The sequence below is a fragment of the Mucilaginibacter paludis DSM 18603 genome (assembly GCF_000166195.2).
Lineage (GTDB): Bacteria > Bacteroidota > Bacteroidia > Sphingobacteriales > Sphingobacteriaceae > Mucilaginibacter > Mucilaginibacter paludis.
In genome coordinates, this window is record NZ_CM001403.1 from 8,072,286 (window position 1) to 8,097,442 (window position 25,157).

Below are 25,157 nucleotides of genomic sequence, written 5' to 3' on the forward strand. Positions count from 1 at the left end.
AAGGTGCAGCAATATAAACAAGCAAATAAGCTTACAAAACCCCAAACACAAATCTAAACTTATCAAGATGGCCGATGCAATGAGTTACGAGTACCTGCTGAGACGAATATATCAGGTTGGCAGATATGGCAAAAAAGATGTGGATGCCGATGTCTACCGCAGTTTCGAACATGCAGAAAGACTATACACTTTAGAACAAGGAAACATTGCGAAGGGCCTGCCCAGGATAGATAACCGCAGTATAACGCAACTGGAAACCGAGTACCGCGTCGGTTGTAAACATATTTGGCTTATTATCGCCAAAGCCCTAAAGGCCGGGTATGAAAAATTTGGCCATCAATTTACGTCAGACCAGAAACAGATTTTTGAGCATTTATTTGTCGAACCTAAAGAATTAACTAAGGATCACCTTGATCAAGTGATTGATACAGCAGAATCGATTTTTGTTAAATATAAAATCTACCCGGCATAACCATAAAAAAAGCCTTGGCAATTTTGCTAAGGCTCGTATATTTTTAATTAAGGGAGCTATTCGAATCAATTATAGTTTCTCGATTTCCGTAATAGTCAATTTGGTAAATTTCGCAATCTGCTCAATAGATATACCATCTTTTTTCATTTCACGCGCAATGGATACGGCTTCTTCATGTTTAGCTCTATCGATCAAAAGTTCTTCTAAGCCCATTGTATTACTCCTTCCTGTTAATATTTCTACCTCTTGTTCAAATTTAGTATTTATGTCCGAGTTTTCAAAACGGACATAATACCTTAAAAAATTCATCAGTACCCGGATTTTTTCTTTGGCTATCTGTTTTGTGAGTAACTGCCTGACTAATTCTAATTTCAATTGTAATAACAAGGCATCACGTTCCTTCTCATCAAAATAATCTTTTCCAGCTATGGCTGCTTTTGCAGTCAATATCACCATAGCAAAGGGATTGTTACTCGCCCGCAGCTCTGCTTCATCTTGTCTGCTGATCTTATAGGTATTAAATGTATACAATAGGCTCGTACCCCTAAACTCAATTTGAAAACTGTTGGGCCTTTCTTTGTAAATAGCCTCTGTAAAGATCGCGTAAGCTGTGATCGGCTTCTGATATTTGTCCAGTATCCTATAAAAGTAAGTGAACATGCGCTGGGCAAAATCCTGCTGGTATTGCCCTTGCACTTCCACATGCACCAAGACCCACTCCTCTTTACCATCACGGGTAAATACCTTGACCAGTTTATCAATGATCTTTGGAGAATATTCATCGTTTTCCGGTGGAAAAACCTGCTCCAACTCTTTGTCTAAAAATTCAAATTTTTTATTAAAGTCATAAAATTGCTCCGCTTCTGGATCAAAAAACATTAAAAAATCATCGAATACATCTTCGAGTATTCCTTTCCAGAGAATATCGTCTTTTCTTCTCATAATGCAAATATTAGAAACTTTAATCTATTATGTAACGGCGCAACTTATATAGTTAAAGATTGAGAAAATATTTGCTTGTGACGACAGTTTTAAAGAAACTACAACAATCGGGAATTATTTAGTCCCATTTTTCTACACCTCTTTGTGTTGATCTCAAAAATAGTTAAAATCATAAGATATGATGGAAAACGAGGCAGCTAAGAAACTCCTTTTAAAATATCAGCAAGGTAATTGCACAGAAGCCGAAAAAGCTTTATTAGAACAATGGTATTTACAGCTTAATGAAGATAAAAACGACATTGGGATGTCTCCTGAGAAAATTGAAAGTCTGCTTGCCGATGTATATAGCAAACTGCCAGGCCATCATAACGCAAAAGCTAAAGCACTCAAGCTTTGGACGATTTTAGGCGCAATAGCTGCTGTAATGTTCATCGTGCTTGGCGTATTTACGTATCGCCAAAATAAAGATACTGCCTCAGCGCCTTTATATAGTAATGACATAGCGCCGGGGATAAACAAAGCGATACTAACACTGGCGAATGGCAAAAAGATCAGTCTAAGTAATACAAAGACGGGAATTGTTATTTCCGAAAATAAGCTGACCTATAATGATGGTTCTACAATAACAGGTAACAACACAGGTATCCAAACGATCAGTACACCTAATGGTGGCCAGTACCAGATCATGTTGCCGGATGGCACCAAAGCGTGGCTCAATGCTGCATCGTCGCTGACTTACCCCACTTCATTTGTTAGCCTCAAAACTCGAAAAGTAGAATTGAGCGGTGAAGCCTACTTTGAAGTAGCTAAAGATAAAAATCATCCCTTTATCGTCCAGAGCGGTAAGCAGCAAGTTGAAGTTTTAGGCACTCACTTTAATATCAATAGCTATGCGGACGAACAAGCGACTACCACAACCCTGTTAGAGGGAAGCGTCAAAGTTTCAATTGCAAATACGAAGGCAAGCCAAATCCTGAAACCCGGCCAACAGGCATCTCTGTCTGGTGACAACTTAACGGTCGGTAAGGCGGATCTTGAAGAAGCTATGGCCTGGAAAAACGGCTACTTCCGTTTCAATGATGAAAGTATCACGAGCATTATGCGCAAGCTTTCCCGCTGGTATAATATCGAAGTGCAATACCAGGGAGATGTTCCTACGGGCGGCTTAAACGGCAAGGTATCCCGTTATAAAAACATCAGCGCGGTATTGAAAGCGCTGGAATCAACCCAAGTTGTTCATTTTAAAATTACAGGAAGGAGAATTACCGTAATGAAGTAAATCAATAAGATCAAGTTAAACAGTTAATTAAAAAGCCAGGAACCGACAGACATCGGAAGCCTGGCTTAATAAGCTGACCTACAATAATAATTATTAAACTATTAATGCACCGCGGCACACCTGGCCCACTCGACATGAAAAAGGTGTAACGCATACGACACGCTCTCGCAAATGTACAAAGTTTCCTCAAAAAATTTGGTGCGCCCTCCCGGCGGCATCCTAAAAATGCTATCGGTTATCCTTTTGGTTTTCAGCCGGATTACCGACAATAGAAAAATCATCATCCGTCTTAATCTCACCTCGTTTCTTCTACTGATGGTCATCTTACAGGTAAGCGCTAATTCCATGGCACAAAAAATCACCCTGTCTCTAAAAAACGCCCCGCTGATGAAGGTCTTCGACCAGATCAGTCAACAAAGCGGCTATGACTTCCTGGTGTCAACGGAAAATTTAAAAGCGGCCAAACCGGTCAGCATCACAGTTAAGGATGAAGACCTCGAAGAAGTTCTGGAAAAATTATTCAATATCAGCCTTTGAAATTCCAGATACAGGAAAAAATGGTGGTGGTATCCAAAAAAGAAATAACCACCATAGAAAAGATCAAAGCGGTATTCAAAACAGCTGTTCCAATTACCGGTAAGGTAACAGACACCACCGGCACCCCATTACCCGGCGCAACGATCAAGATCAAAGGGCAGGCTAATGCAGTATTAACCAGTAGTGACGGTACATTCTCGGTTACTGCACAGGCGGGGGACGAGGTAACTGTATCTTTTATTGGTTTTATTCCCTACAGTTTTACTGTTAGGGATGATACACCCTTTCAGAATATTGTATTACATGCAAGTTACAATAAGCTGAATGAGGTAGTTGTGAGTACGGGTTATCAAACTTTGCCCAAAGAACGAGCGACCGGTTCATTCGTTCAGATTGATAATACGTTACTCAATAGAAGTACCGGGGTAAATATACTTGACCGTTTGAATGGTGTAACCAGTGGATTAAGGTTTAACGGATTTACAACTACAACAATTTCTACTAATCCATCGAACAGAGTGCTTGGACTTAATATACGCGGGGAAAGTACACTTTCAGGGAACGTCAGTACTGATCCATTAATTATCATTGATAATTTTCCTTATGAAGGAAACATCAGCAACATAAACCCTAACGATATTGAAAGTGTAACCGTATTAAAAGATGCCGCTGCTGCAAGTATTTGGGGCTCAAGGTCGGGAAATGGCGTTATTGTCATCACAACAAAAAAGGGCAGGAAAAATCAACCGTTAAGTGTTGAACTAAATAGTAACGTTACCATACAAAATAAGCCCAATTTATATTATGACCGGAATTATTTAAATGCGTCGAATTATATTGATGTGGAATCCTACTTGTTTAAACAAGGTTACTTTGATTCTTACCTTAACGATACACAGGGCCAGTCCCCGGTTTCTCCTGTCACCGACATTTTATCAAAGGTGCGAGATGCCACATTGTCTTCCTCGGATGCAACCGCTCAAATTAACGCCTTAAGAAATAACGATGTCCGAAGAGACTATGAAAAATATGTGTATAGAAAGGCCATAAAGCAACAATATTCTATTGGCTTAAGAGGTGGAACCTCGCAAAATGCTTACGCATTTTCTGCCGGCTATGATAACAACCAGGATAATATGGTTCGAAACGGCTACGACAGGATCACAGTTAATGCCATCAATACTTATACACCAATCAGAAATTTGGAAATTACTACAGGTATTAATTACAGCCAAAATACGACTTATCAAAACAACCAGCTTTACTACGGTAGTGGCATTTCCGTTGGAGGGCCGGTAGCGGGAATTTACCCTTACGCTCAGTTTGCAGATACTAATGGTAATCCCCTATCTATTGTCAAGGATTACAGGGCTGCTTACGCTAATAGCGCAACAGCGAATGGCTTTTTAGATTGGAATTATCGGCCATTAGACGAATTGAATCTGGCTGATAATTACACTAAAGTCAATGATTTGATACTAAAAGCAGGCGTCAAATACAGATTTGCCTCCTTTCTGAATGCAGAAATACAATATCAGAATGAAAGACAGGTTGTAGAAAGCCACCAATATCAAAGTGTGCAAACGTATGCTGCCAGAAATTTGATTAATAAATTTACAATAATTAACCCAGGCGCGGCACCAACCTATCAGGTTCCTGTGGGAGGTCTATTAAACTTAGGCAACTATGACCTTAATTCCAATAATTACCGCGCACAAATCAACTATGATCAAACATTTAGTGGGAAGAATAATATAACAGCAATCGCGGGTGGTGAAATAAGGCAATTGTCCAGTGCAGGATATATCCGCAATTCTTTGGGGTATGATGACCGATTCGGAACAGCTGTTGGTGCAATTGACTATGCAGATTATTTAATGATCAACCCAACCGGATATGCTCAAATTCCTACACCGGATGGCACTGTAAGCGGCACATTGAACAGGTATATTTCTTACTACGCCAACACCGCCTATACCTATGACGGGCGCTATACCTTTACTTTGAGCGGACGTAAAGACGGGGCCAATATTTTTGGTGTTAAAACCAATGACAAAATTACTCCCCTGTGGTCAATGGGATTTGGATGGAATATTAACAAGGAAAGTTTTTATAAATGGGATTGGCTCCCTTATTTACGAGCAAGGTTTTCCTATGGCTTTAATGGAAATGTTTATAATGGAAGTGCTTATGCAACTGGAAAATATACAACTTCTTCATTAACAGGCGCCCCGGCTATCTTAAACCTTACGGCACCCAATCCTGAATTAAGTTGGGAAAAAGTAAAAAATACAAACGCAGGTATTGACTTCGCCACTAAAAATAACCGGCTCTCAGGAACAATTGAGTATTATAGAAAAGATGGACAAGACCTGATAGAGAAGATACCTTTATATACTTCATCAGGTTTTCTTTCCTTTTATGGCAATGCAGCAGGCACATCGACAAAAGGGGTTGATATTTCGCTGAATAGTAAAAACATCGAAGGAAAGTTCAAGTGGGGTACTGCTTTGTTATTAAGTACACTTCATGATAAAGTAACTAATTATAATGCCTCTTTTACAAGCACAACGCTCCAGCAATCCGGTGGAGGTGGGCTACCAAACCCAGGTAAAGCTTTGTATGGAATTTATAGTTACAAATGGGCGGGCCTTGATCCCGCTAACGGTGATCCGCAAGGATACCTTAACGGTAAAGTAAGTAAAGATTACTCCGGTATCATATCAAATTATAAGCCTGACAGTCTTGTTTACAACGGTTCTGCAAGACCTACCATCTATGGTTCATTTAGAAATGATTTTTCGTATCAAAACTTCACATTTTCAGTGAATATAACCTATGAGTTGGGATATGTATTCCGGCGTGCTTCTACCAGCGTTAATTATGCGGATATTATTTCTTCAAGTTACAGCCAGAGCGTTGATTTTAGCCAGCGTTGGCAAAAGCCCGGAGACGAAGCACATACCAGCGTTCCTTCAGTAGTATACCCTTCGGATCAATACAGAAATACTTTTTATCAATATTCTTCCATCCTGGTTGACAATGCCGACAATATTCGTTTGCAGGACATAAGACTCAGCTATAGCTTAACAAAGTCACAATGGAGGGCAATGCCGTTCAAAAGCCTGCAAATCTATAGCTATGCGAGCAATCTCGGCATCTTATGGAGAGCAAACAAATTTGGAATTGATCCTGATGTTCCATCAGTACTTTCTCACGGTTATCCCAACCCGTTTACTATCTCATTCGGATTCAACGCTAATTTTTAAATGTATTGATATGAAAAATTATAAAAATTACCGGTCAATTTTAAAAGTGACACTTTTTATAGGATGGTTTATAATCTCCAGCCTTTTATCCTGTAAAAAGCAAGATGACTTTTTAAATATTAAAGCTAACAAGAACGATGTAGCACCGACCACACTTTCGGATTTCCTGGCATTAATGGATGATAGCCAGGATATGAATAGTTTTAATTCAATAACGGGGCTGCTTGGGACTGACAATATTGTAATAAGCGATGTAAATGTTAGTGCGTTGCCTGCACAATCCCGCAATGCATATTTATGGAATAAAGATATTTGGGCAGGTGGAATTTCGAGCGATTGGCTGTACTGTTACCAGGCTATTGAGTATTCTAATATCGTATTGGACGGTTTAGTAAAGATAAAATCAGCCGCGTCACCGAATACTGACTATAACAATGTAAAAGGTTCGGCTTTATTTTTTCGTGCATTCAATTATTATCAAATAGCACAATTATTTTGTAAACCATATCAGAGTTCGTCCAACGCAGACCCAGGGCTGCCTTTAAGATTGAACTCGGATGTCAACGAGAAACCGCGAAGAGTTACGGTACAACAAACATATAACCAGATCATTCAAGATTTACAGGAAGCGGTTAGTTTGTTACCAGAAATCCCTTTATATAGAACCAGGCCAAGTTCAGTTGCAGCAAATGGTCTTCTTGCGAAGGTTTACCTCAGCATGCAAGATTATAATAATGCGTTCACCTATGCTGACAAAGCAATAAAAAGCTATCCCACCTTATTGGATTATAATACTTTAGCCCTATCAACCAGTTCAGCAAATCCGTTTCCGAAATTTAACAAGGGAAACCCCGAGGTAATTTTTTATGCAATGACTTTTGGCCTTCAGGCAATATGGAGTTCATCAAGTGTAAAAGCGCGGGTTGTACCAACTTTGTATTCAGCTTACGATGCCAGGGACCTCCGAAAAAGTGCTTTCTATTACCCTGACGGAACAACAGGCACCTATAAATTTAAAGGTACTTACTCAGCAGCCGGTTATAACTTTTGTGGCATTGCCACTGATGAACTTTACCTGATCCGGGCCGAATGCTCTTTAAGGAATGGGAATCTTTCCAGTGCGTTAGCTGATCTAAATTTACTTCTCAAAAGCCGCTATGCAACAGGCTCCTTCCAACCATTGACGATTAGCGATCCTGTATCATTAATGACTCGTATCATTTTGGAACGTAGAAAAGAAATGCCCTACACTGGCAACATGAGATGGGAAGATTTAAGGCGATTTAATCTGGACACCCAATATGCCACAACCTTAACACGGACATATCTTGGCACAACCTATACACTCTTGCCTAATGACAATGATTATACATTACCGCTTCCAGATGATGAAATTCAATTAGGCGGGTTGCAACAAAACCCAAGATAACCATGAAAAAGCAAGTAAAAATAATTTTCCTTATTGGTGCAGCAATATGTTTTAGCACTTTACAGATTTACGCCAACCTAGAATTAAATACCCGAAAAATAGCTACTAAAGAAAAAGACAATGTGAAGATTTCAATTCAGCTTGTTGGAGCGAAAAAAAATGACTCGTTAGTCATACGGGTATTTCATCATTTCTTAGGTGAACATTCATTCAATAATTATAAAGAATACAGTGCAGGCATAAATGCAAGCAAAAGCTTCGACTTTTCATTTCCAATTGACGATAGTAAAGCATATATTTTATTGGGAATAAGAAAAGCAGCAAAAATTGAAGGTAAAGATCAGTTTGATGCGGTTTTAATGCCGTATTATTTTGTCGAAAAACAAGATAGCCTAAAAATCAAGATTAAACCAGCAAAGTTGAATGATAACTCATTTGACTACCATAGATTAAATATCTCGTTTTCTGGTGCCGGGGCAATCAAATACGAAGCAAAATTCAAACTGGACTCCATATTTTATAATAATTACGATGGAGCCACAGGTCTGCAACCGGACGGACATTACAGGCAGACCGATATTCAAAAAGCAATCATTAAAACAGGTTTAATCCAACTGGAAAAAAGAAAGCGGCTGATGAAGCGATCTACGGTGGATCTACTTGAAACAGACTTTCTTTATAGTGTTAAAAACGCGGAATGTGAAACTTTAATAGGGAATTTCAAAAAATCTGACAAATCCAAAAGGGATAACTTTATTTCCGTATTCAAGTCATTTCAAGAACTTGGCATAAATCCTCATTCTTTACCCCCTTCAAGCATCTCTAATGAGTATACTCAATATCAGGTAAATGAATGTAAATTGAAAGAAGTCTTAGCTAAAGGAGTTATCAATATTGATACTTTATATTTCAGGATTAGGTCGAGTTACACGGGTGTTCTTTTGGACCGTGCTATCTGCCTTTATTTCAGTTTAAATAGTTTTAGAATAAAAAATTACAGCAACATATTGAGAGACGCTTTAATACGTTTAAAAGGCTCTGCTTATTTTAATGACCTAAATGGCTATAGTTCAAGAATTATCGGGGCATCAGCGTACAACTTCAATCTTCCGGACACTTCAGGCAACAGAATTTCTTTAAAAAATTTTAATGGTAAAGTAATTGTAATGGACTTCTGGTTTACAGGTTGTCCCGGATGTCGTAAATTTTACGGCGATAATCTTTCAAAGGTTGAAAGCGAATTTAAAAATAACAAAGATGTTGTATTTATATCGGTATGCATTGATACCAGAAGAGAAAATTGGCTGCAAAGTATAAATAGTGGCCATTATACATCAAAATCTGTTATCAATCTTTATACTGATGGAATAGGTATCAAGAACCCAATTATTGAAAATTACAAGATTTTAGCCTATCCGCAACCCATAATCTTAGATAGGCAGCAAAGAATAGTTCAGTTTGGAAATATGGAAATATCGACCGCTACTAACATGATTGATCAAATCAACAGGCTATTATAGAGCAAGAAAAATAAAAAGAATAAAAGGAAAAACGCATGCCTTTCCTTTTATTCTTTTGCACCTCGCCGTCCTGAAATAAGTTATTTTAGAACGACTAAGTGGCCCTTACTGAGGGTAATCTCCCGGCGTTGACGAAATCACGGCCGATTTGAGAATGTTTCCGTTAGCATCAGGGGTCGCCGCACTTACTATTTTGCAAGTACTGCTTGGGTTGGATAGGCACATGCCATCTGAACTCGTGGTGACATGATAAAAGTTAGTTCCAGTACTTAATACCCCATAGGTATGATTCGCCTGGTTTGAAGGCGGGGTCATGGCGTAAGCACCGCCAATACCAATAATCGTAACGATGGCTACCATCGCAATACGAACTCTTTTTAAGAGATTTTTCTTGTTGTTTAACATAAAAAATTGATTTGATGTAGATAAGCTTACTCTATTCACAGGTTTTCAGCTTTCCCCTGATTCGTTGCGCATGAATATTTTATACCATAGCCCTGATGGGATATGGCTGTTTGATTTTTATATGATGTTCTTTATGGTGAAGGATAATGCCTGTTATTGATAGGGTTAAAAAGACAACATTCATTGCCAGGTGCTCAGGCCAGGATAGGTGCTTAAAAGCGGTGGCACAAGCACAGGGAACCCGGTTATAAAAATGAAAGGTGACCAAAGCGACGTAGACTGTGAAAACAAACATGAGTACCGCAGACAAATAAAATCCCTTTAACCTCATTTTTGGCCAGACCAGCAAGGCAACAGCGATCAGTTCAATCGCCGGTAACCCGTAAACAAGGGCCGGAGTGAAACGGTCATCGAAGGGCTGGTTATTGATTTCCCTCACGAAGTGACGTAAATCAAATAGTTTACTCGCCGCAGTGAATAAAAAAAGCAGGGCCAGCAAATAAGCAAATATCTCGTATATCCATTGTTGTTTACGCATGGCATGATGTTTTAATGGTGTTTATATAAGTTGATATCCGTTGTTCAAGGTCAGCTATTTCCGGCCTGGATCGCCGTTCTAAACTCAGGCATTGCATGATCAGGTTGGTTAATGCATTGTTTCCGGTCAGGCGCGTTAGTTTGACCCTCGTCATATTCGGATTGCTGTTAATAAACTCAAATGGAGGTGAGCCGGTAACTAAAAAACACAGTAAGGCACCAAGCGAATAAATATCCTCCTTCGGATGAGCGACTGCATGTGCTATTTGTTCGGGGGCCGCGTAACCAAACGTTCCTAATAAGAATGGCGGATTAGGTTTTTGCTGAGCTATGGAGTAGGCCAACTCAAAATCAATGATACAAAGTTCCCGATTCTCCAGTACCAGGAAATTACTATCGGTGATATCCCGGTGGACAAAGCCTCTCTCGTGAATCTGATGAACGATGATTATTGCCTTTAAAAACCAGTCCAGCAGCTGAATCTGGGGCAAAGCTTCGAGCTCATTCCATGTCTTGCCATTCAGAATACCGCGGGCCACTTTACCTAATGATTCCCCTTCAGCGAAGCTTAAAACGAGGTAAGTGGAATCGCCCTCTTCAAAATAGTCAAGTATCATCGGTGTCGGAATATCTGGTCCAATAGTTTCCAGCACCTCTTTTTGCCAAAGTAGGCGGTCACGCATGTCGCGGTCAAAATGGTCATCCAGTGCAACTGGTTTGCCTTGTTTGATCAAACACCAGTTGAAGGCAAACTTTTTGAGGTTGATCGCCTTAAAGATATCGCCTTTTGCAGAAGCCCTGAGCAATTGTACAGGTACATAATACTTGCCGAGTATAGGTTTCCTCCTGTTTCTTATCCTGAATTTTTCCTGGATAGCAAATGGTACTTTTTTAATGTTAGGCAATGATAATTGTATCTGTCCCGGTTCCTTGCCATCAGTTGCTAATTGTACATAAACCAGGTTGCCCAAACGAAGGGCTCCCGGAATAACGGGGCCTTTATAGCTTTCAGTCAGGCTGTTTAGTTCTGCAACAAGTTGTTTTGCAGCTTCTTCTGATGGCGGGAAAATCGAAATAACTTTTCCGACTTCATTTTCCCCGAATGCCCCTGCGTTAAGGCGGTATTGGGTGATTTGATTTTTGACCAGGCAAAACGACAGGTTTTTACTTTTAAGCAGTGGAAGAACCTGTTTTAAAAGAGCAATGGTATCAAGGGTCTTGCAGGAAAGAAAAATAACCCAGCCTGCCCGGAGTTGATCTTTTCCCACCATTAAGCTTTTTTCATTTTCACGGTATGCGATCCGTTCACTTTTTAAGATAGGCGCATAAGTTTCTAAGTGTACGTAGAATGCTTTTTCCATGCCTGATCCATTTTTTACAACGGGCTTTCCTGTAAAATTTACAGAGGTAGCCGGACGGATTAATGATGCAGTTGCGACGGTATCACTACCTGAATTGTTTTGTTGTGCAATACTTAGCTGACCTGAGAAGACATTTTTCATGATAATTTGAATTAAGCCCAATTGAAAACCGACGTAGCACCTTAAATCCTTATTCCTGTTAATTAATGACATAAAGCTCGGTAAAAAACAAAGTGGGTAGTGAGAAGAAAAAGGACACGATATTGGGGAATTGGCATGTATTTTTGGCCCTTTTCTTCCGCTTTTGGCCAAATCCGTGAAAATAGCCTGAAGACTTAATAACATTGCGAGGGGGAAATGCCGAATTTTTCTTTAAACTGGCCACGAAAGCTCCGTAAATCTTTGTAACCTACTGCTTTGTAAACCTGATTTACAGGCAGTTTTTGTTCACTTAATAGTCGCTTTGCTGCTTCTAATCGGGTATCAATCAGATAAGCATATGGACCTATCCTGAATGTTGCTTTAAATAACCGAGTTAAGCTTCTTTTAGAAATCTTAAACTCTCTTGCGATGCTGTCATTAGAAAGCTTACTATCCCTGTAATTCCTATCTAAATAATATTTGACACGGTACGCCGGTTGGCTTTGCATTAGGCTCACCATTCGATGATATTCCAACAGCAGGGCTTTGCCTTTTTCAAGCAATTTAATTTCTATGTCTTCACCGGCTTGGGGTCGATAAGTCAGTAAACTCAGCATCAGCTGGAAGATTCTCCCCGTTAAAGGGCATTCGGGCATGTGCCCATATCTGTCAAACCCCTTTTTCATATTGTTTAGTAATTCCAGTAGTTCAGGATATTCGTCGGGGTGACTATGAATGAGTTCGGTGTTCGGGATCATGAAAAACACACGATGTATACCGGGGCCAAGGGCATAGCGGTATCTGGCCACCTGGTTGAAAGTGCCATAGCATATATCTCCTATAGCTTCATATATAGGTTTTCCTTCTATCGTATAAAATTTGATAGCGCCCTGTAACATACAGAACAGGAACACGCTGGGAAAGTTCAATTCATATTCGGCTTTCAGATCACGGTCTAAGTTAAATTCCAGTACCTCTATATTGAAAAGTAAATGGGTATAGTGCTGGATGAGCATTCCTCCTTCCGGCAATTGGCACAAGGAGGCCCTGGCATAACTGACCGGTAAGCGGCAACCTTTTGGCAGGTTCCCGGTAACGTCTTTAGCCGAAAGCATTCCGTTAGGAAAAATGTATTTGACCAATGTTTCCATCTTCCAACCTTTTGTGCCATCGCAATCGCCTTTTGATCAGATTTTACAACGAATCGCTCTAAATCTGACGTCCAAAAAGTAATTTTTTCTTCCATTTAGAAAAATATTTTTCCAGAATATTAAAAAATTAATGGCGGGAAAGGTGCAAATGAAACATTTTGAAAAATGGTGGTCAAGTGTCTTTTTCGGGGAAAATTAAGGCACCCAACAAAAAATGGGGGATTTTTTATCAATAATTTAATAAAAGAAGTAAATTTTTGTTCACGGTTGCTATTTTTTCATTTTTGGACACATTATTTATCGTTGGATAATTAACCTACAAAATTTACTTAACGAATAGTTAAAAAAATATAAAAAAGCGGGCAAAAGTGACCGCTTTTTAATTTTTTGCATTTTAAATTTAAGCGTAAGCACTAACAAACTTACCGCTACGCTATGAAAAACGACTTTGAGAGGGCCAGTTTCAAGGATTTTGAAAACATGGAAGGCTACAATATGTACGCCAGGGCCGAAGTATTTAATAACTATCTGAACTTTCTGGATAGTCGCGGACACCTTAATTACCGGATGGTGTGCACCTCCGGTTGCGGGCCGGAGATAAATGTACTGCTTCCAGGCAAAACCAGGCCTGAGCCACTGGTCGGGTTCGTATCCAACGATTACCTGGGTTTTACACAGCATCCCAAAGTGAAACAGGCGGCCATCGATGCGGTGCTTGAGTATGGGACAGGTTCAGGCGCTTCTCCCGCTATCGGCGGGCATTTTCTTTTTCACCAGCAACTGGAGGGGGATATCGCCGGATTCTTCCAAAGAGATAAGGACAGCGCCATTTTATATACGACCGGTTATACTTCCAACAGCGCAACGATCCAATGCCTGATGAAAAAGGAAGACCTTGCAATCTATGACATGGGCGTACACGCCAGCGTCCAAGAGGGCGGGCAGCTCACCAATGTTAAAACGTTCCCGCATAACGACCTGGACAAGCTGGAAAATGTATTAAAGAACGCGCAGCAAGCTTACCGGAACAAAATGGTCGTCATCGACGGTGTATACTCGCAGGATGGCGATATGGCCCCACTGGACAAAATACTGGCGCTCACGAAAAAGTATGGGGCATATTTAGTCGTAGATGATGCGCATGGTATCGGCGTAATCGGTAAAACAGGTCGTGGCGTACTGGAGCTTTATGGCCTGCTTGATGAAGTAGACCTGATCACAGGCACCTTCAGTAAGACTTTCGCCAGTATAGGCGGCTATGTCATCGGCAGGCCGGAACTGATCCGTCTTTTAAAATTCCAGTCCCGGCAGCACCTGTTTTCAGCAGCAGGAACACCTGCCGATATTGCGGCGGTCATCCAATCGGTCAGGCTTTTGGATGAAGAGCCGCATTGGATGGCTAAGCTTTGGGGAAATATCCGCTACTTCCGGCAAGGGCTGACCAGCCTGGGCATGAATATCGGCACCACGGAATCCGCTATTATTCCAGTCAAGATCGGCGACCCGGCAAAAACCGGCGAAGCAGGACGTTTATTACTGGAACAAGGCATTTATACTAACCCCATTATTTACCCTGCGGTATCACGGAAAGACGCCAGGATCAGGATGAGCCTGATGGCGACCCATACCGAAGAGCAACTTGACAAAGCCCTGAATGCCTTTGCCTGGGTGGATTCAAGGATCGGTATAGCACATCAAAGAGCAAATATTAATGAGCAGTAAAGAAAACCGTTATGAAAACCGGATATAAGAAAGTTTCAGGAAGAACCAATAACAGGCCACTGACCGAACGTAAGCTGATTGACGCGGTTGGTGCCGTAATAAGGAAAATGGGGTACAAGGGTTTATCAGCCCGGAATATTGCAAGGGAGGCGGATGTAACGACCAGCCTGATCTTTAAATACTTCGACACTTTGGATCAACTGATCGAGATATACATCAGGGAAAAAGATTATTGGATGTCCTCCAAAACAAAAATGTCGGATATGCTTGAGAAGATCCGAAAAAAAACAGGATTGATCGAAATGCTGGTTTTTGCCTTGGAAAAACAATTTGACTATTTCTACCAGGAGGAGGAAATGCAGCAGCTCATCCTTTGGGAGATCACGGAAAAATGTTCCCTTATGGATGACATCGGTTCGGGAAGGGAAAACCTTGCCGATGATTTCTTTAAACAAACCGATCCCTATTTTGAAGGATCTGAGGTAAATTTTAAGGCGGTAGCGGCTTTGCTGGTATCAGGCATTTATTACCTCGTATTGCATGCCCGGTCCAATAAGAGCACACAATGCGGGATAGATATTCATTCGGAAGCCGATCGTGCAGAAATTATCCGGACGGTCCGGCAAATCCTGAAATGGACATTTGACGCGGCGAAAACAAAGCGGCAAACCGGTTAAGCATCAAACCTAAATTATAAACCTATGAAAACAATAGCAGCGATGGAGCACCTGGTGCAGGAGCTTCTTTTAACAGTACCCGAACACGACGATCCGGAATGGGCAAACCAGGTCCGGGAATTGATCATGAAGGAACGGGACCGGGCCATACAGGTCACACGGGAAACCATTTACCACTTAGGCGGCGATCCGGGCCGTAAATCGGAGCATATCGAATACCTGCAAACCGAAATAAGCGAAGTTTCGGACAGGTATTTTAACCTGCTGCAAAATACGGTCGGAAATAAGCCTGAGTACCTGCTGATCAATTGCCTGCTTTACGCGTTAAATCATATATACCGGTACCTGAAGGAGATATATGCCTCTGCCTTTAACGGTCAGCTTAAAGTACCGCTGGCATTGAAACGAGCCTGTGCAGCTGACAACCAAAAAATGATTACCAGGATCATTCGGGCGCTCACAGCCAGCGGCGAGGATAAAGCCCTGGTTAAACTCATCGGCGAGTACCTTTGTGTGCTGGCCAGGCCACTCTACCGGCCTGTCGAAAGCAGCATTGAGCTGGATTACCAAACCGGATTCGTCAAGGCTCTTTATCACCTGGTGAACAATCATACCGGCGCGGAATTACGAAAACGGCTTTTCCTGGAAATGATCCGTCTGAATTTTAATTATTTCCCGTTGATCTGCTACTACACTAAAACCATGCAAACGGATGATGATCAGGTCGGATTTTACCAGGACGAATTGGTCAAGGTTGCCGAAAAGATCCGTGACCTGCGGTCCATTCCGGTGGAAAGGCGTTATAGTTATGAACAGGGAACACCTTCACTAAGCGAGATCCTGTCTAAAGCACTGGAGGAAGAGGAAGCCGTGCTGAGGAAACGATTACAGATACAATCCAGGATTACCTACAAAAAATGGACAAACATGCTGTTCAGCCCATTCCATCTCCGGGTATCAGCGACAATGGAGCAGGTAGTCTATCTTTTTAGGGTGCTGATTGAGATCGGCTTTTTTACTGGCATGAAAAAAGTCACTTATTTTGATTATATCGCCAAACATATCGAAACGGATTATCAGCAAAGCTTCTCAACAGGGTATATCAAGAACAAGTATAACAATCCTAAACAGCTGACATCTGATAAAGTAAAATCCTATTTTTTGCAAGCTGTTCAATGGATCAATGATCATCCCCCGGCGGATTAGGACGGGCCTGTAATAAATGAATCAGTGCCCGGCTTTCAAGGAAATCGGTCAGTTCGGTTAGCCACCGGAACGTAAAGCCTTTCTTCTCCATGAGCTTTCCCCAACCCAGGTCCACGATTTCTTGCAAGGTATTAAAGTCCATTGCACTACAACCTTTTCTTAGTTTTTCAGAAACAGGGAGATCGCAGATTTTTGTGTGGAGCAAAAGCAGCTCTTCTTTTTTTAATTCAGTTTCCATGAAAGTAAAAAATAATCAATGAAGTAGGGATAACCGCTATACTCCTTCAAATATAAGCTAAACCCGGCAAGGGCTGCAAATAGATTTTTCCGTTTTTTTCGCATAAATACCGCCTGATTTCTGCTGTTTTTAGTAAAATTTTTGTTGGGTGCCTCAATTTTCTATGGAAAAGACACTTGACAGCAAGGGTTTTCGATGCCAACCTTTGCAATTAATTAAAAGTTAATCTTCTTAAGTTCCTATATATTTTTGAAAGAATGTTCACCAGTAAGAATATTTTCATTTCGGAAAGAAAGGAACCACTTGGGTTAGCTTATCTCATAACCAATATATTTTTTTGCTATGAAAGACACATCATCTAAGCCGCTGACATGGGTTCCACAATCACTATCAGTTGAGGAGTTATTGAACCGCAATTTAACAATTGCGGATTTTGAAAGAAATCAAGATCAATATATCGAACAAATAGTGATGTATTCCGCGGTTAGGCCATGGGCATCGCTGACATTTTGGGCTTTGGTTGAAAGCAGTCTCTTTGTTGAGGTTTTATCACCAGCACCTGGAGTATTAGGATTACTTTTATCTTATTTGGAAATCTATACAAAGTGTCCGTGGGGAATACGTCCACCTTTTGCAACTTGCCAGCCAGGGAAACGGAAAACTCATTTTTGAAGAAATGTGCCGCTCTTACCGTCTGAGCAACCGGAAAACAGAAATTGTTTTATCGGTCAATGACAGATTATCTTACAAATAAGTATCCGACAGGATGTTCATCGCCGAAAAACTGTTGAGAATCCTGTTCAGAGCTTTATGAAAAGACCAGCTTGAAGAACAAGGCTACAATAACACAAGTAATTTCATACATAAAGATATGTAGAGGTTTTACCTATTATCAAAAATGAGAGAAATCACTTATTGTAACCACTTTATGCCACTTTAAATTTTGTGTAATTAGGTTTATCGAAAAGTGAATTGCGTATGATTGATAAATTGATGGAACTGTTCACGCTATGGGAAATGATTGATAAGCTCGATGAAGTGCAGGTTCGAAGGAGTGATTTATTCGCACGTTGGGAACAACTCTGCTGGAGTATGCAGATTGAATTAATTTTGGCGGGTGATGAAAAAAAGTCCTACTTAAATGCTTTAGCTGCGTTGAGTGATAGAATATACGTGAGGTATAGAAAACCGCGAAAACGCGATTATCTGCGAGTACTTCTGGAAAAGTTGGGCACCTTGATAGAGGAACGGGACAAACCGGACAGGTACAGTCGAAGTATATTAAAGATAACAATTTCTGATCATGTGAATAAGCTGATTGGAGAAATGGCAAAATTCAACATCCAGGAGGGGTTATCAAACATATTGAAATCTGTATTAAAAGATATTTCGTCAAATATCGAACCATCCACCCATTTAGTAGACTACCTCAAATCATTTAGCAATTGGCTTAAACAAAGGAAAGAGTTAACATCGGATTGTCTTATTGATCAACTCATATCGACTAATTTTAATCATCCTGCTTTTTTGGAATACATGCTTAATCTATACGAATCAGCCCAGAATGATAACGATGATGTTGAAAGACTAAAGCATTTTCAACTAACCTTAATAAAAAAACAGTTGCATTTAGATTTGCTTAAACTGCGGTCATCTATGGTGATGTTTAAAGAAAACGAGGCAGTCGCCGATATACTAAAAGAGTTCCTTGCCACTGAAATAAAATGGGTGGGCTTGCGATTAAATAAACGATGGCGGGAAAACGCCGTCCTTGATACGTCTAACAGTCAAGTGAAAGGTTTCGCTAATGAGCCATTTGCGAATAAAATTCTTGCCAAGTGGCCCTCGGACAAGTCAGATTTGGTCGAGCTTGTTTACGCTTTATATGTTTATATGCGCACGAGGGGTAGTCAGGTTACGATTGCGGCCCTGGTAAAGTGGTGTGAAGACGCATTTGGGGTAAGCCTCGCAAGATATTCACATCGCTTCGCTGAAATAAAAATGCGTAAATCTACGCGGCCATCAAAATTCTTAGATATCATGGTTAGTGAATTTTTGAACTATGTAGAAGATGGTAATGCCTTTCTACCAATTACGAATAGTTAATTTAACGTGATTACATCATATTGGCATTTCGCCAATATTCAAATATTTGAGTAAGCATCAATTATACATTTCCATTGTCAGTTGCTTAAATTGATGCCCACGAAATTTTATAAAACAATTGATAAAAATAAAATTATTGCAGCAAAGGATGCAAATCTATGCCCATTCGGGGCGATATGGAAACATTGGGGATTGTCAGAATTTGAACCTCGTATTGATCCTGTTTCAAATTAGAAGATGAGCCCGTTTTGATGCTGTTTTCAACGGACCACATCCGCTAAACTACTTTAGATGTTTTACTTTCAAAATAGATTTTCAGCATTTTCAACCGTTTAGCCTGGTCAGGTCTGATACTGCCATTCCTCAGATTTTCTTCAATCTCCGCAAGGCAAAGAGGTTCCTGTGCGGCCACTAATTGACCACCGGATGCAAAGGAATACAATGCAGTCCATTGGCCGCCATACCAGTCAGCGGCAATGGTTTATGAAGCGATTATTTCTTGAAGCGAAAATAGTCGAACTCTTTTTAGCACAGGCTACTCAGTTGGATAATAGGGCAGATATTTCAAGATCATCAGGATTGACGCCTATAGATATAGAACGATTATATGGTATCAAATCACATCTCGATAATAATTTTCATGAAGACTTCTCTATAATTGATTTAGCAAAAGAGGCTGGTATTAACCAGACAAAGCTTAAGTTTGGGTTCAAGAAAATTTTCAATACAACGGTATTTGGATATATCAATGATATACGGCTTATGGAAGCTAAGAGACTTTTATTAGAAGAAAAATTGTATGTTAATGAGGTGGCATATAAAGTTGGCTTCAAGTATCCCCATTATTTCAGCGCAGTATTTAAAAAAAAATTGGTATTGTTCTGCAAGCTTAAAATGATTTTTTAGTGGCAAACATTCACACTTATGCTTGCTTTTAGTTTTTAATAGCCAGATAACTGCTACCTTAAATTCATCCCTGAAAGAGACCTTTTATTACACAAGAAGCTATAACTTATCTTGAAGGGACATAGGATTTCTGATAACACCCTGTACCCGGCCTATGACAAAACGAAAGTCACTACAGGCCAGATAACAATTGCCCACATGCTTTTTGATAAATAGGTTATCAGAAAAGGAAACCATACAGGTCTATAAACAGCTTGTTTGATTTTCATAAATTTGTAAGGTGAAACAAACAGAGAGCGTCAGCGATTTTTATAACAGGCTACCCAGCCATGCACCTACCGGTGTTCCGCTGGACAATGCGGGCATAGGCCATATCAATGTGTTCAGCAGGGAGACCTGCGCCGTGGTAAGTCCGTACAGCCGCCGTGATTTCTACAAGGTGTCCCTGATCATAGGCAAAGGCAGGATCTATTATGCGGATAAGTGGATACAGATCGACCGTCCGGCACTGCTATTTTCAAATCCGGTTGTGCCTTATTCCTGGGAAGCAGAAGCCGAGCAACAGTCGGGCTGGTACTGCCTGTTTACCGAAGATTTCATCCAGCACAGCGAACGGGTGAACAACCTGCGGGATTCACCTTTATTCAGGATTGGCTGTAGCCCAATCTTCTTTCCTGATGAGGTGCAATTGGACGAACTTTCAGCTATATTTCAAAAAATGCAGGCAGAGATATGCTCCGTTTACCCGCAAAAGTATGATGTATTACGGAGCTATCTGCACCTGCTCATCCATGAGGCCATGAAAAATAGCCCGACTACAAATTTCCATACTTATGCTAATGCCTCATCAAGGGTTTCTGCATTGTTTCTTGAATTGCTGGAAAGGCAGTTTCCAATTGATTCCCCTGCACTGGTACTCAAACTGAAAAATCCTGCCGATTATGCCACCGCTTTGTCCGTACACATCAACCACCTTAACCGCTCCGTAAAAGAGGTGACCGGCAAGACCACAACCGCTCATATTGCATCCAGAATTATTAAAGAGGCAAAGGCTTTATTACAGCATACCGACTGGAACATCTCCGATATTGCTTATGGCCTGGGCTTTGAATATTCTTCTTATTTCACTTTATTCTTTAAAAAGCACACCGGTTTAGCACCTACTCAGTTACGCCGGGCTGTTTGAATAGTATAACGATCTGTTTGAGGATTATAATTCAGGTTTTGGATTCACTATCTACATTTGAGAAATAAAATCTTACAACAATGAAATACAGAAAACTTGGAACAACCGGCGAGCAGTTGTCTGCGCTTGGCCTCGGTTGTATGGGTATGAGCTTCGCTTATGGGCCTACAGATGACAAAGAAAGTTTAGCAACACTGGAGAAAGCACTTGACCTGGGCATCAACTTTTGGGATACGGCGGATATGTATGCCAATGGTGCCAATGAAGAACTGATCTCTAAAATACTGGTGCCCAACCGTGATAAGGTATTTATCGCTACAAAATTCGGATTCCGTTTTAAGGATGGCGTTGCCGGGCCAAGTAGTGCTGTGGGTACCTATTTTGATGGTTCTCCTGCCTGGATAAAAGTCGCCGTTGAACAGAGCCTTAAGCGGCTAAAAATTGACACCATAGACCTGTACTATGCCCATCGTGTCGACCCGAACATTCCAATCGAGGATACCGTTGGCGCAATGGCTGATCTGGTAAAAGAAGGTAAAGTGCGCTATCTTGGACTTAGCGAGGCTTCAGCGGCTTCAATCAGAAAAGCGCATGCCGTGCATCCAATTGCTGCCCTCCAAAGTGAATACTCATTGCTTACCAGGGATGTGGAAAATGGAATATTGCAGACTGTTCGTGAACTTGGTATTTCATTTGTCCCTTATTCTCCCCTGGCACGGGGTCTGGTCACCAATACGCTTGATGTAAACATCCTTGCTGAAGACGATTTCAGGAGAACTTTGCCACGCTACCAGCAGGAAAACATAGCCAATAACAATAAGCTTGTAATGGAATTTGCTGCATTTGCAGCTACCAAAGGTTGCACACCTGCCCAGCTTGCTCTGGCCTGGGTTTTGGCACAGGGCGATGATATCATCCCGATTCCCGGAACCAAGAAAAGGAAATACCTGGAAGAAAATGTTGGTGCGATTGAAGTTAACCTGACTAGCACCGATCTTGTAGCGATTGACGGGTTGATTAAGCAATATCCCGTAATCGGCGAGCGATACAGCGAAGGTGCAATGAAGATGGTCAATCATTAACTTTATGACTGCGGAACAATTTTCATAAATAGTGATTATGAATCACTGTATGCGCTAATGCTCAATAAAAAATGAATAATATCTTTTAATTAAAGGTATTATTCATTTTTAATAACTTACCATTGAAATGTAAATACTGAGTTATAAGGCTGTTACCTTATCTACATGATCTGTTATTAATCTTCGGGCGGCGTATAGCTTGATAAAAATCCATGACTTTTCCGGTAAAGGTGATGAATTAAAAGAGTGTCAGCGTTTGGATGAACCATATAAACGGGGCGGGCTATCGAGAGCCGGGCTTGAAAATTCAACCTTAAGGGAAGAGCAGATAAGCCACCTCGTTTTTAACAGTACCGGATGATTAAATTGTAACTGGTCAGATTTAACAGTAAATATAACAGGTGGCCGCTTGGCAGCCGCCTGTCAGCGTAGGTAGTTAGGGAGGTTTTTCACTAAATATGCTGTCCCTTAGCAGCATTTTCTTCCCTTATTTACCCCGGTTCAGCTTTGGTGGAAAATATCGGTAGATTTTGTTCCCTTATGCCGCGGGGTACAGTGTTTATTAATTCTATTACCTTGTAGGTATAGTTTGAATTTATCAGAAAGGTTTAAGTCTCAAAACAGATCATTTCTAGCCAAATCCGATTATTCAATACGCAATTCTAAAATAGAATAATTTTCCCGCTACTGATAATTTTTTGCTAAAGGAGTTTTAAAGCCATCATTTTTTAATGCCGTTTTAACGCGGTTCAGAATAATTGAATATATAACTTAAAGTATTTAAAAGTGCATTTTGAAAATCGCCTTTCCCCTCTACTGCAAAGGATTCTTATAAAGCTTTACATAAATATTTAGCTTAATTGAATCACTGCTCTCTACTTTGATTTTTTGTGTTTCGAAAGTCTGATAGGGTATACCAACGGCTTCAAAACGATAAGTTCCCGGTTGTAAGGCGAAAGAAAACTTACCTTCGGCATCTGTTTTACCCATAACCTTGCCATCAACTCTAATCGCTCCTGTCGTTTTTAAAGCAACTGTCGTTCCATATTCATAGATTTTTCCGGTCACCACCGGATCGGCATTCGATGTGCTCCTGACAATTGAATATGTACAAGACCCATTCGAGTTCCTGTACATATTTTGTTTAGGTGAGCAGGAACAAAACAGCATGAAAGCTGCAAATAATGAATTGTAAAAATATTTGTGTGTGTGTTTCATATAAAATAAATTAACATCCGCTCGATTTTCCTTTTTTTGTTGTTGCATCGCCGTTCCTGTCCGTTCCTTTTTGTTCAGCTAATAACGTGTTTAAAATCCTGTTTCGTTCATCCGTGGAAAGGGCCTTGAAAGCGGCAGTATCCGTTAAGCCTCCCCATGCCAAATCCGAATAATACTGGTAATCAATATCGTACCCTTGTGACTCCCCGTATAATTTTAGCTGTGTAGCTAGTTGCCCAAGAAAGTTCCTGGCAAACTCATTATGTTCTGTCGTGTTTAGATTAGGATGCTTTTGACTGATGTAATCATCATACATTTGAGAATATGTACTCTTGGCTTCAACCGGGGCCGTGCGAAAATAAGCAGTCAAATAGGCATGAAGCCCTTCATGTAAAATTGTTCGGGCCACAGCTAAATCGCTGCCTTCACTAAAATTTCCCTCATAGAAAGTGGTCTTCATTTGAAATTGTCCATTTACATTTTGAGCTTCGGTAATACCATTATAACCATCATTTGTACCGCCACCTACTACTTTCCATCTAAATCCAGGTGTTCCGTCAGTAAAAGCATTGATATAATCAGCAACACAATTTGTATGAGTCGCCTCCAATCTTTGCATTACTTTCTTAAAACAGTCCGGTAATCCAGACATATCTATATCTGTGGTAAATTCAGTATTGCTTGAAGGGGGATTTGTATTAGTTTGATTTCCGCCTCCGGTGCCTCCACCAGTGGGATTGCCACAGGTGGAATTTGAGCCATATGAAAAATAGTTCAGCCCATAGCTTGTAAGTCCATTTAGATTTTTCGTCTGCATTATCGCACGTTCGAGTACCTGTTTAACAACACTGCCTAATGATCCGTTTTGATCTGTTTTATTATCGAATATAACCGAACTGATTTTTGTAGGATTTCCAGAGTGCACGTTCGGCATTGAGTTAACATCCTGCTGGAAAAAGTTATTAAAAGAATTTAAAATTTGTGCCCTACGTTCTTCTCCGCCATATACATAAGTGACCATGAAATCGAAATCAATTGTCGTCTGGCATGAAGCGGCAAGGGCTTTTTTTCCCTGACCAAATGATTGGATGACCTCTTTTCCGCTTGGAGATAAAGCCCGCATCATGCTCTTTGCAGCAAATGACCTTTCTTTATCATTCTCCTGTTGAATGATGGTCGGGTTAATCTGAAGTCCCTACTTGGACAAAAGATATAAAATATTTTTTGTCCGTTCGTTCTCTGTTTGTTCCAGCGTATCAATTACCAGGCTGCTTAACCTCCGCAAAGTAACCTTAACAAGGTCGTTCTTTTCCGAAAATGAAAGTTCAATTACTTGATTATTCCCCTGGTTACTTAAAACAGGCAAATCAAAGTTGAAAGGTTTTGATGGGTTTGAAGATATGCGAACAACCATTTTTGTCCAGTCTATTGTTCCTGTTTGACTGACTGTATCTAAAACGGGGTATTGCTTGTTATAATTCAATAGTTCCTGATAGAGCGATGTGATAAATGCATCTGATTTATCAGGAGCATTTATTTCTTGTATATTTTGATGGCTGAATTGCTTTTTACAGGAGCTGGTAAAGCCAATGGTCAAGGCAAGTATTAATAATTGTAAATGCCGGATACGATTCTTTGAAATACGGAAAACGGGGCGCATAAATTTGTGTTAAGATTTAGAATTAAGGGTAGGTTTTTTATTAAATTATTTACAACTGCTCTTTAGGAATTGGAAATATAATATGCAAGATGCATCACCACGGTGAGTGCCTG

At 40.4% G+C, this 25,157-nt stretch carries 23 protein-coding genes; 14 read left to right on the plus strand and 9 right to left on the minus strand.

From position 1 onward, the window contains the following. The first annotated feature begins 67 nt into the window (after nt 1-67). Entirely contained in the window at nt 68-472 is a 405-nt protein-coding gene (locus MUCPA_RS34130) for a hypothetical protein (RefSeq protein WP_040626813.1), read from the plus strand. A gap of 69 nt (nt 473-541) precedes the next feature. On the opposite strand, the gene MUCPA_RS34135 is transcribed toward MUCPA_RS34130, so the two are convergent. After that, a complete protein-coding gene (locus MUCPA_RS34135; protein ID WP_008513018.1) occupies nt 542-1,414 on the minus strand; it encodes an RpnC/YadD family protein in 873 nt (290 codons plus the stop codon). 178 nt (nt 1,415-1,592) lie between these two features. Between MUCPA_RS34135 and MUCPA_RS34140 the strand changes: the two genes are divergently transcribed. From MUCPA_RS34140 to MUCPA_RS36605, 5 genes are all read left to right on the plus strand, one after another. Beyond that, a complete protein-coding gene (locus MUCPA_RS34140) occupies nt 1,593-2,693 on the plus strand; it encodes a FecR family protein (RefSeq protein ID WP_008513019.1) in 1,101 nt (366 codons plus the stop codon). A gap of 225 nt (nt 2,694-2,918) precedes the next feature. Next, nucleotides 2,919-3,230, plus strand: coding sequence for a hypothetical protein (locus MUCPA_RS34145; protein ID WP_040626817.1), 312 nt, complete (start codon nt 2,919-2,921; stop codon nt 3,228-3,230). After that, nucleotides 3,227-6,499, plus strand: coding sequence for a SusC/RagA family TonB-linked outer membrane protein (locus tag MUCPA_RS34150; RefSeq protein ID WP_157544039.1), 3,273 nt, complete (start codon nt 3,227-3,229; stop codon nt 6,497-6,499). Before MUCPA_RS34145 ends, MUCPA_RS34150 begins: the two co-directional genes overlap by 4 nt. A gap of 10 nt (nt 6,500-6,509) precedes the next feature. After that, complete coding sequence (locus tag MUCPA_RS34155) at nt 6,510-7,928, plus strand: RagB/SusD family nutrient uptake outer membrane protein (protein WP_008513027.1); 1,419 nt, start codon at nt 6,510-6,512, stop codon at nt 7,926-7,928. A 2-nt stretch (nt 7,929-7,930) separates the two neighbouring features. After that, entirely contained in the window at nt 7,931-9,448 is a 1,518-nt protein-coding gene (locus MUCPA_RS36605; protein WP_008513030.1) for a TlpA family protein disulfide reductase, read from the plus strand. A 105-nt stretch (nt 9,449-9,553) separates the two neighbouring features. Here MUCPA_RS36605 and MUCPA_RS34165 read toward each other — a convergent pair whose 3' ends face one another. From MUCPA_RS34165 to MUCPA_RS34180, 4 genes are all read right to left on the minus strand, one after another. Continuing rightward, complete coding sequence (locus MUCPA_RS34165; protein WP_008513032.1) at nt 9,554-9,853, minus strand: hypothetical protein; 300 nt, start codon at nt 9,851-9,853, stop codon at nt 9,554-9,556. A 79-nt stretch (nt 9,854-9,932) separates the two neighbouring features. Beyond that, complete coding sequence (locus MUCPA_RS36610) at nt 9,933-10,391, minus strand: MauE/DoxX family redox-associated membrane protein (protein ID WP_008513034.1); 459 nt, start codon at nt 10,389-10,391, stop codon at nt 9,933-9,935. Continuing rightward, nucleotides 10,384-11,892: a serine/threonine protein kinase gene (locus MUCPA_RS34175; RefSeq protein ID WP_008513036.1), complete on the minus strand. Its 1,509-nt coding sequence runs from the start codon at nt 11,890-11,892 to the stop codon at nt 10,384-10,386. Before MUCPA_RS34175 ends, MUCPA_RS36610 begins: the two co-directional genes overlap by 8 nt. A 194-nt stretch (nt 11,893-12,086) precedes the next feature. After that, on the minus strand, nt 12,087-13,043 hold the full coding sequence (locus MUCPA_RS34180) for a helix-turn-helix transcriptional regulator (protein WP_008513037.1): 957 nt from the start codon (nt 13,041-13,043) through the stop codon (nt 12,087-12,089). A gap of 435 nt (nt 13,044-13,478) precedes the next feature. Here MUCPA_RS34180 and MUCPA_RS34185 point away from each other — a divergent pair, with 435 nt between their 5' ends. Genes MUCPA_RS34185 through MUCPA_RS34195 form a run of 3 tightly spaced genes read left to right on the plus strand, consistent with a single transcriptional unit; the run spans nt 13,479 to nt 16,648 of the window. Then, nucleotides 13,479-14,765: an aminotransferase class I/II-fold pyridoxal phosphate-dependent enzyme gene (locus MUCPA_RS34185; protein WP_008513041.1), complete on the plus strand. Its 1,287-nt coding sequence runs from the start codon at nt 13,479-13,481 to the stop codon at nt 14,763-14,765. Nucleotides 14,766-14,776: 11 nt separating this feature from the next. Continuing rightward, complete coding sequence (locus tag MUCPA_RS34190; RefSeq protein WP_008513042.1) at nt 14,777-15,442, plus strand: TetR/AcrR family transcriptional regulator; 666 nt, start codon at nt 14,777-14,779, stop codon at nt 15,440-15,442. A gap of 24 nt (nt 15,443-15,466) precedes the next feature. Beyond that, on the plus strand, nt 15,467-16,648 hold the full coding sequence (locus MUCPA_RS34195) for a hypothetical protein (RefSeq protein ID WP_008513044.1): 1,182 nt from the start codon (nt 15,467-15,469) through the stop codon (nt 16,646-16,648). Here the strand turns inward: MUCPA_RS34195 and MUCPA_RS34200 are convergent. Further along, the gene (locus MUCPA_RS34200; RefSeq protein WP_008513046.1) at nt 16,623-16,886 is read right to left on the minus strand and encodes a hypothetical protein; all 264 of its coding nucleotides are present in this window, start codon (nt 16,884-16,886) and stop codon (nt 16,623-16,625) included. The two genes, MUCPA_RS34195 and MUCPA_RS34200, sit on opposite strands and share 26 nt — an antisense overlap. Nucleotides 16,887-17,228: 342 nt before the next feature. On the opposite strand from MUCPA_RS34200, the gene MUCPA_RS34205 reads away from it, so the two are divergent. The 5 genes from MUCPA_RS34205 (at nt 17,229) to MUCPA_RS34225 (ending at nt 22,166) form a co-directional block, all read left to right on the plus strand. Then, nucleotides 17,229-17,558 (plus strand): hypothetical protein, encoded by a 330-nt coding sequence (locus tag MUCPA_RS34205; protein ID WP_008513049.1) that lies wholly within the window; start codon nt 17,229-17,231, stop codon nt 17,556-17,558. A gap of 306 nt (nt 17,559-17,864) precedes the next feature. Next, nucleotides 17,865-18,992, plus strand: coding sequence for an RteC domain-containing protein (locus MUCPA_RS34210; RefSeq protein ID WP_008513051.1), 1,128 nt, complete (start codon nt 17,865-17,867; stop codon nt 18,990-18,992). A gap of 426 nt (nt 18,993-19,418) precedes the next feature. Continuing rightward, complete coding sequence (locus tag MUCPA_RS34215; RefSeq protein WP_008513054.1) at nt 19,419-19,898, plus strand: helix-turn-helix transcriptional regulator; 480 nt, start codon at nt 19,419-19,421, stop codon at nt 19,896-19,898. Nucleotides 19,899-20,178: 280 nt separating this feature from the next. Beyond that, nucleotides 20,179-21,084: a helix-turn-helix domain-containing protein gene (locus MUCPA_RS34220; protein ID WP_008513056.1), complete on the plus strand. Its 906-nt coding sequence runs from the start codon at nt 20,179-20,181 to the stop codon at nt 21,082-21,084. 80 nt (nt 21,085-21,164) lie between these two features. Next, entirely contained in the window at nt 21,165-22,166 is a 1,002-nt protein-coding gene (locus MUCPA_RS34225; protein ID WP_008513058.1) for an aldo/keto reductase, read from the plus strand. A gap of 813 nt (nt 22,167-22,979) precedes the next feature. Here MUCPA_RS34225 and MUCPA_RS37380 read toward each other — a convergent pair. From MUCPA_RS37380 to MUCPA_RS34235, 3 genes are all read right to left on the minus strand, one after another. Continuing rightward, entirely contained in the window at nt 22,980-23,432 is a 453-nt protein-coding gene (locus tag MUCPA_RS37380; RefSeq protein ID WP_233276820.1) for a carboxypeptidase-like regulatory domain-containing protein, read from the minus strand. After that, nucleotides 23,395-24,510 (minus strand): hypothetical protein, encoded by a 1,116-nt coding sequence (locus MUCPA_RS34230; RefSeq protein ID WP_040626825.1) that lies wholly within the window; start codon nt 24,508-24,510, stop codon nt 23,395-23,397. Before MUCPA_RS34230 ends, MUCPA_RS37380 begins: the two co-directional genes overlap by 38 nt. A gap of 69 nt (nt 24,511-24,579) precedes the next feature. Continuing rightward, nucleotides 24,580-25,044, minus strand: a complete 465-nt coding sequence (locus tag MUCPA_RS34235) for a hypothetical protein (RefSeq protein WP_008513064.1) — start codon at nt 25,042-25,044, stop codon at nt 24,580-24,582. Nucleotides 25,045-25,157: the final 113 nt, after the last annotated feature.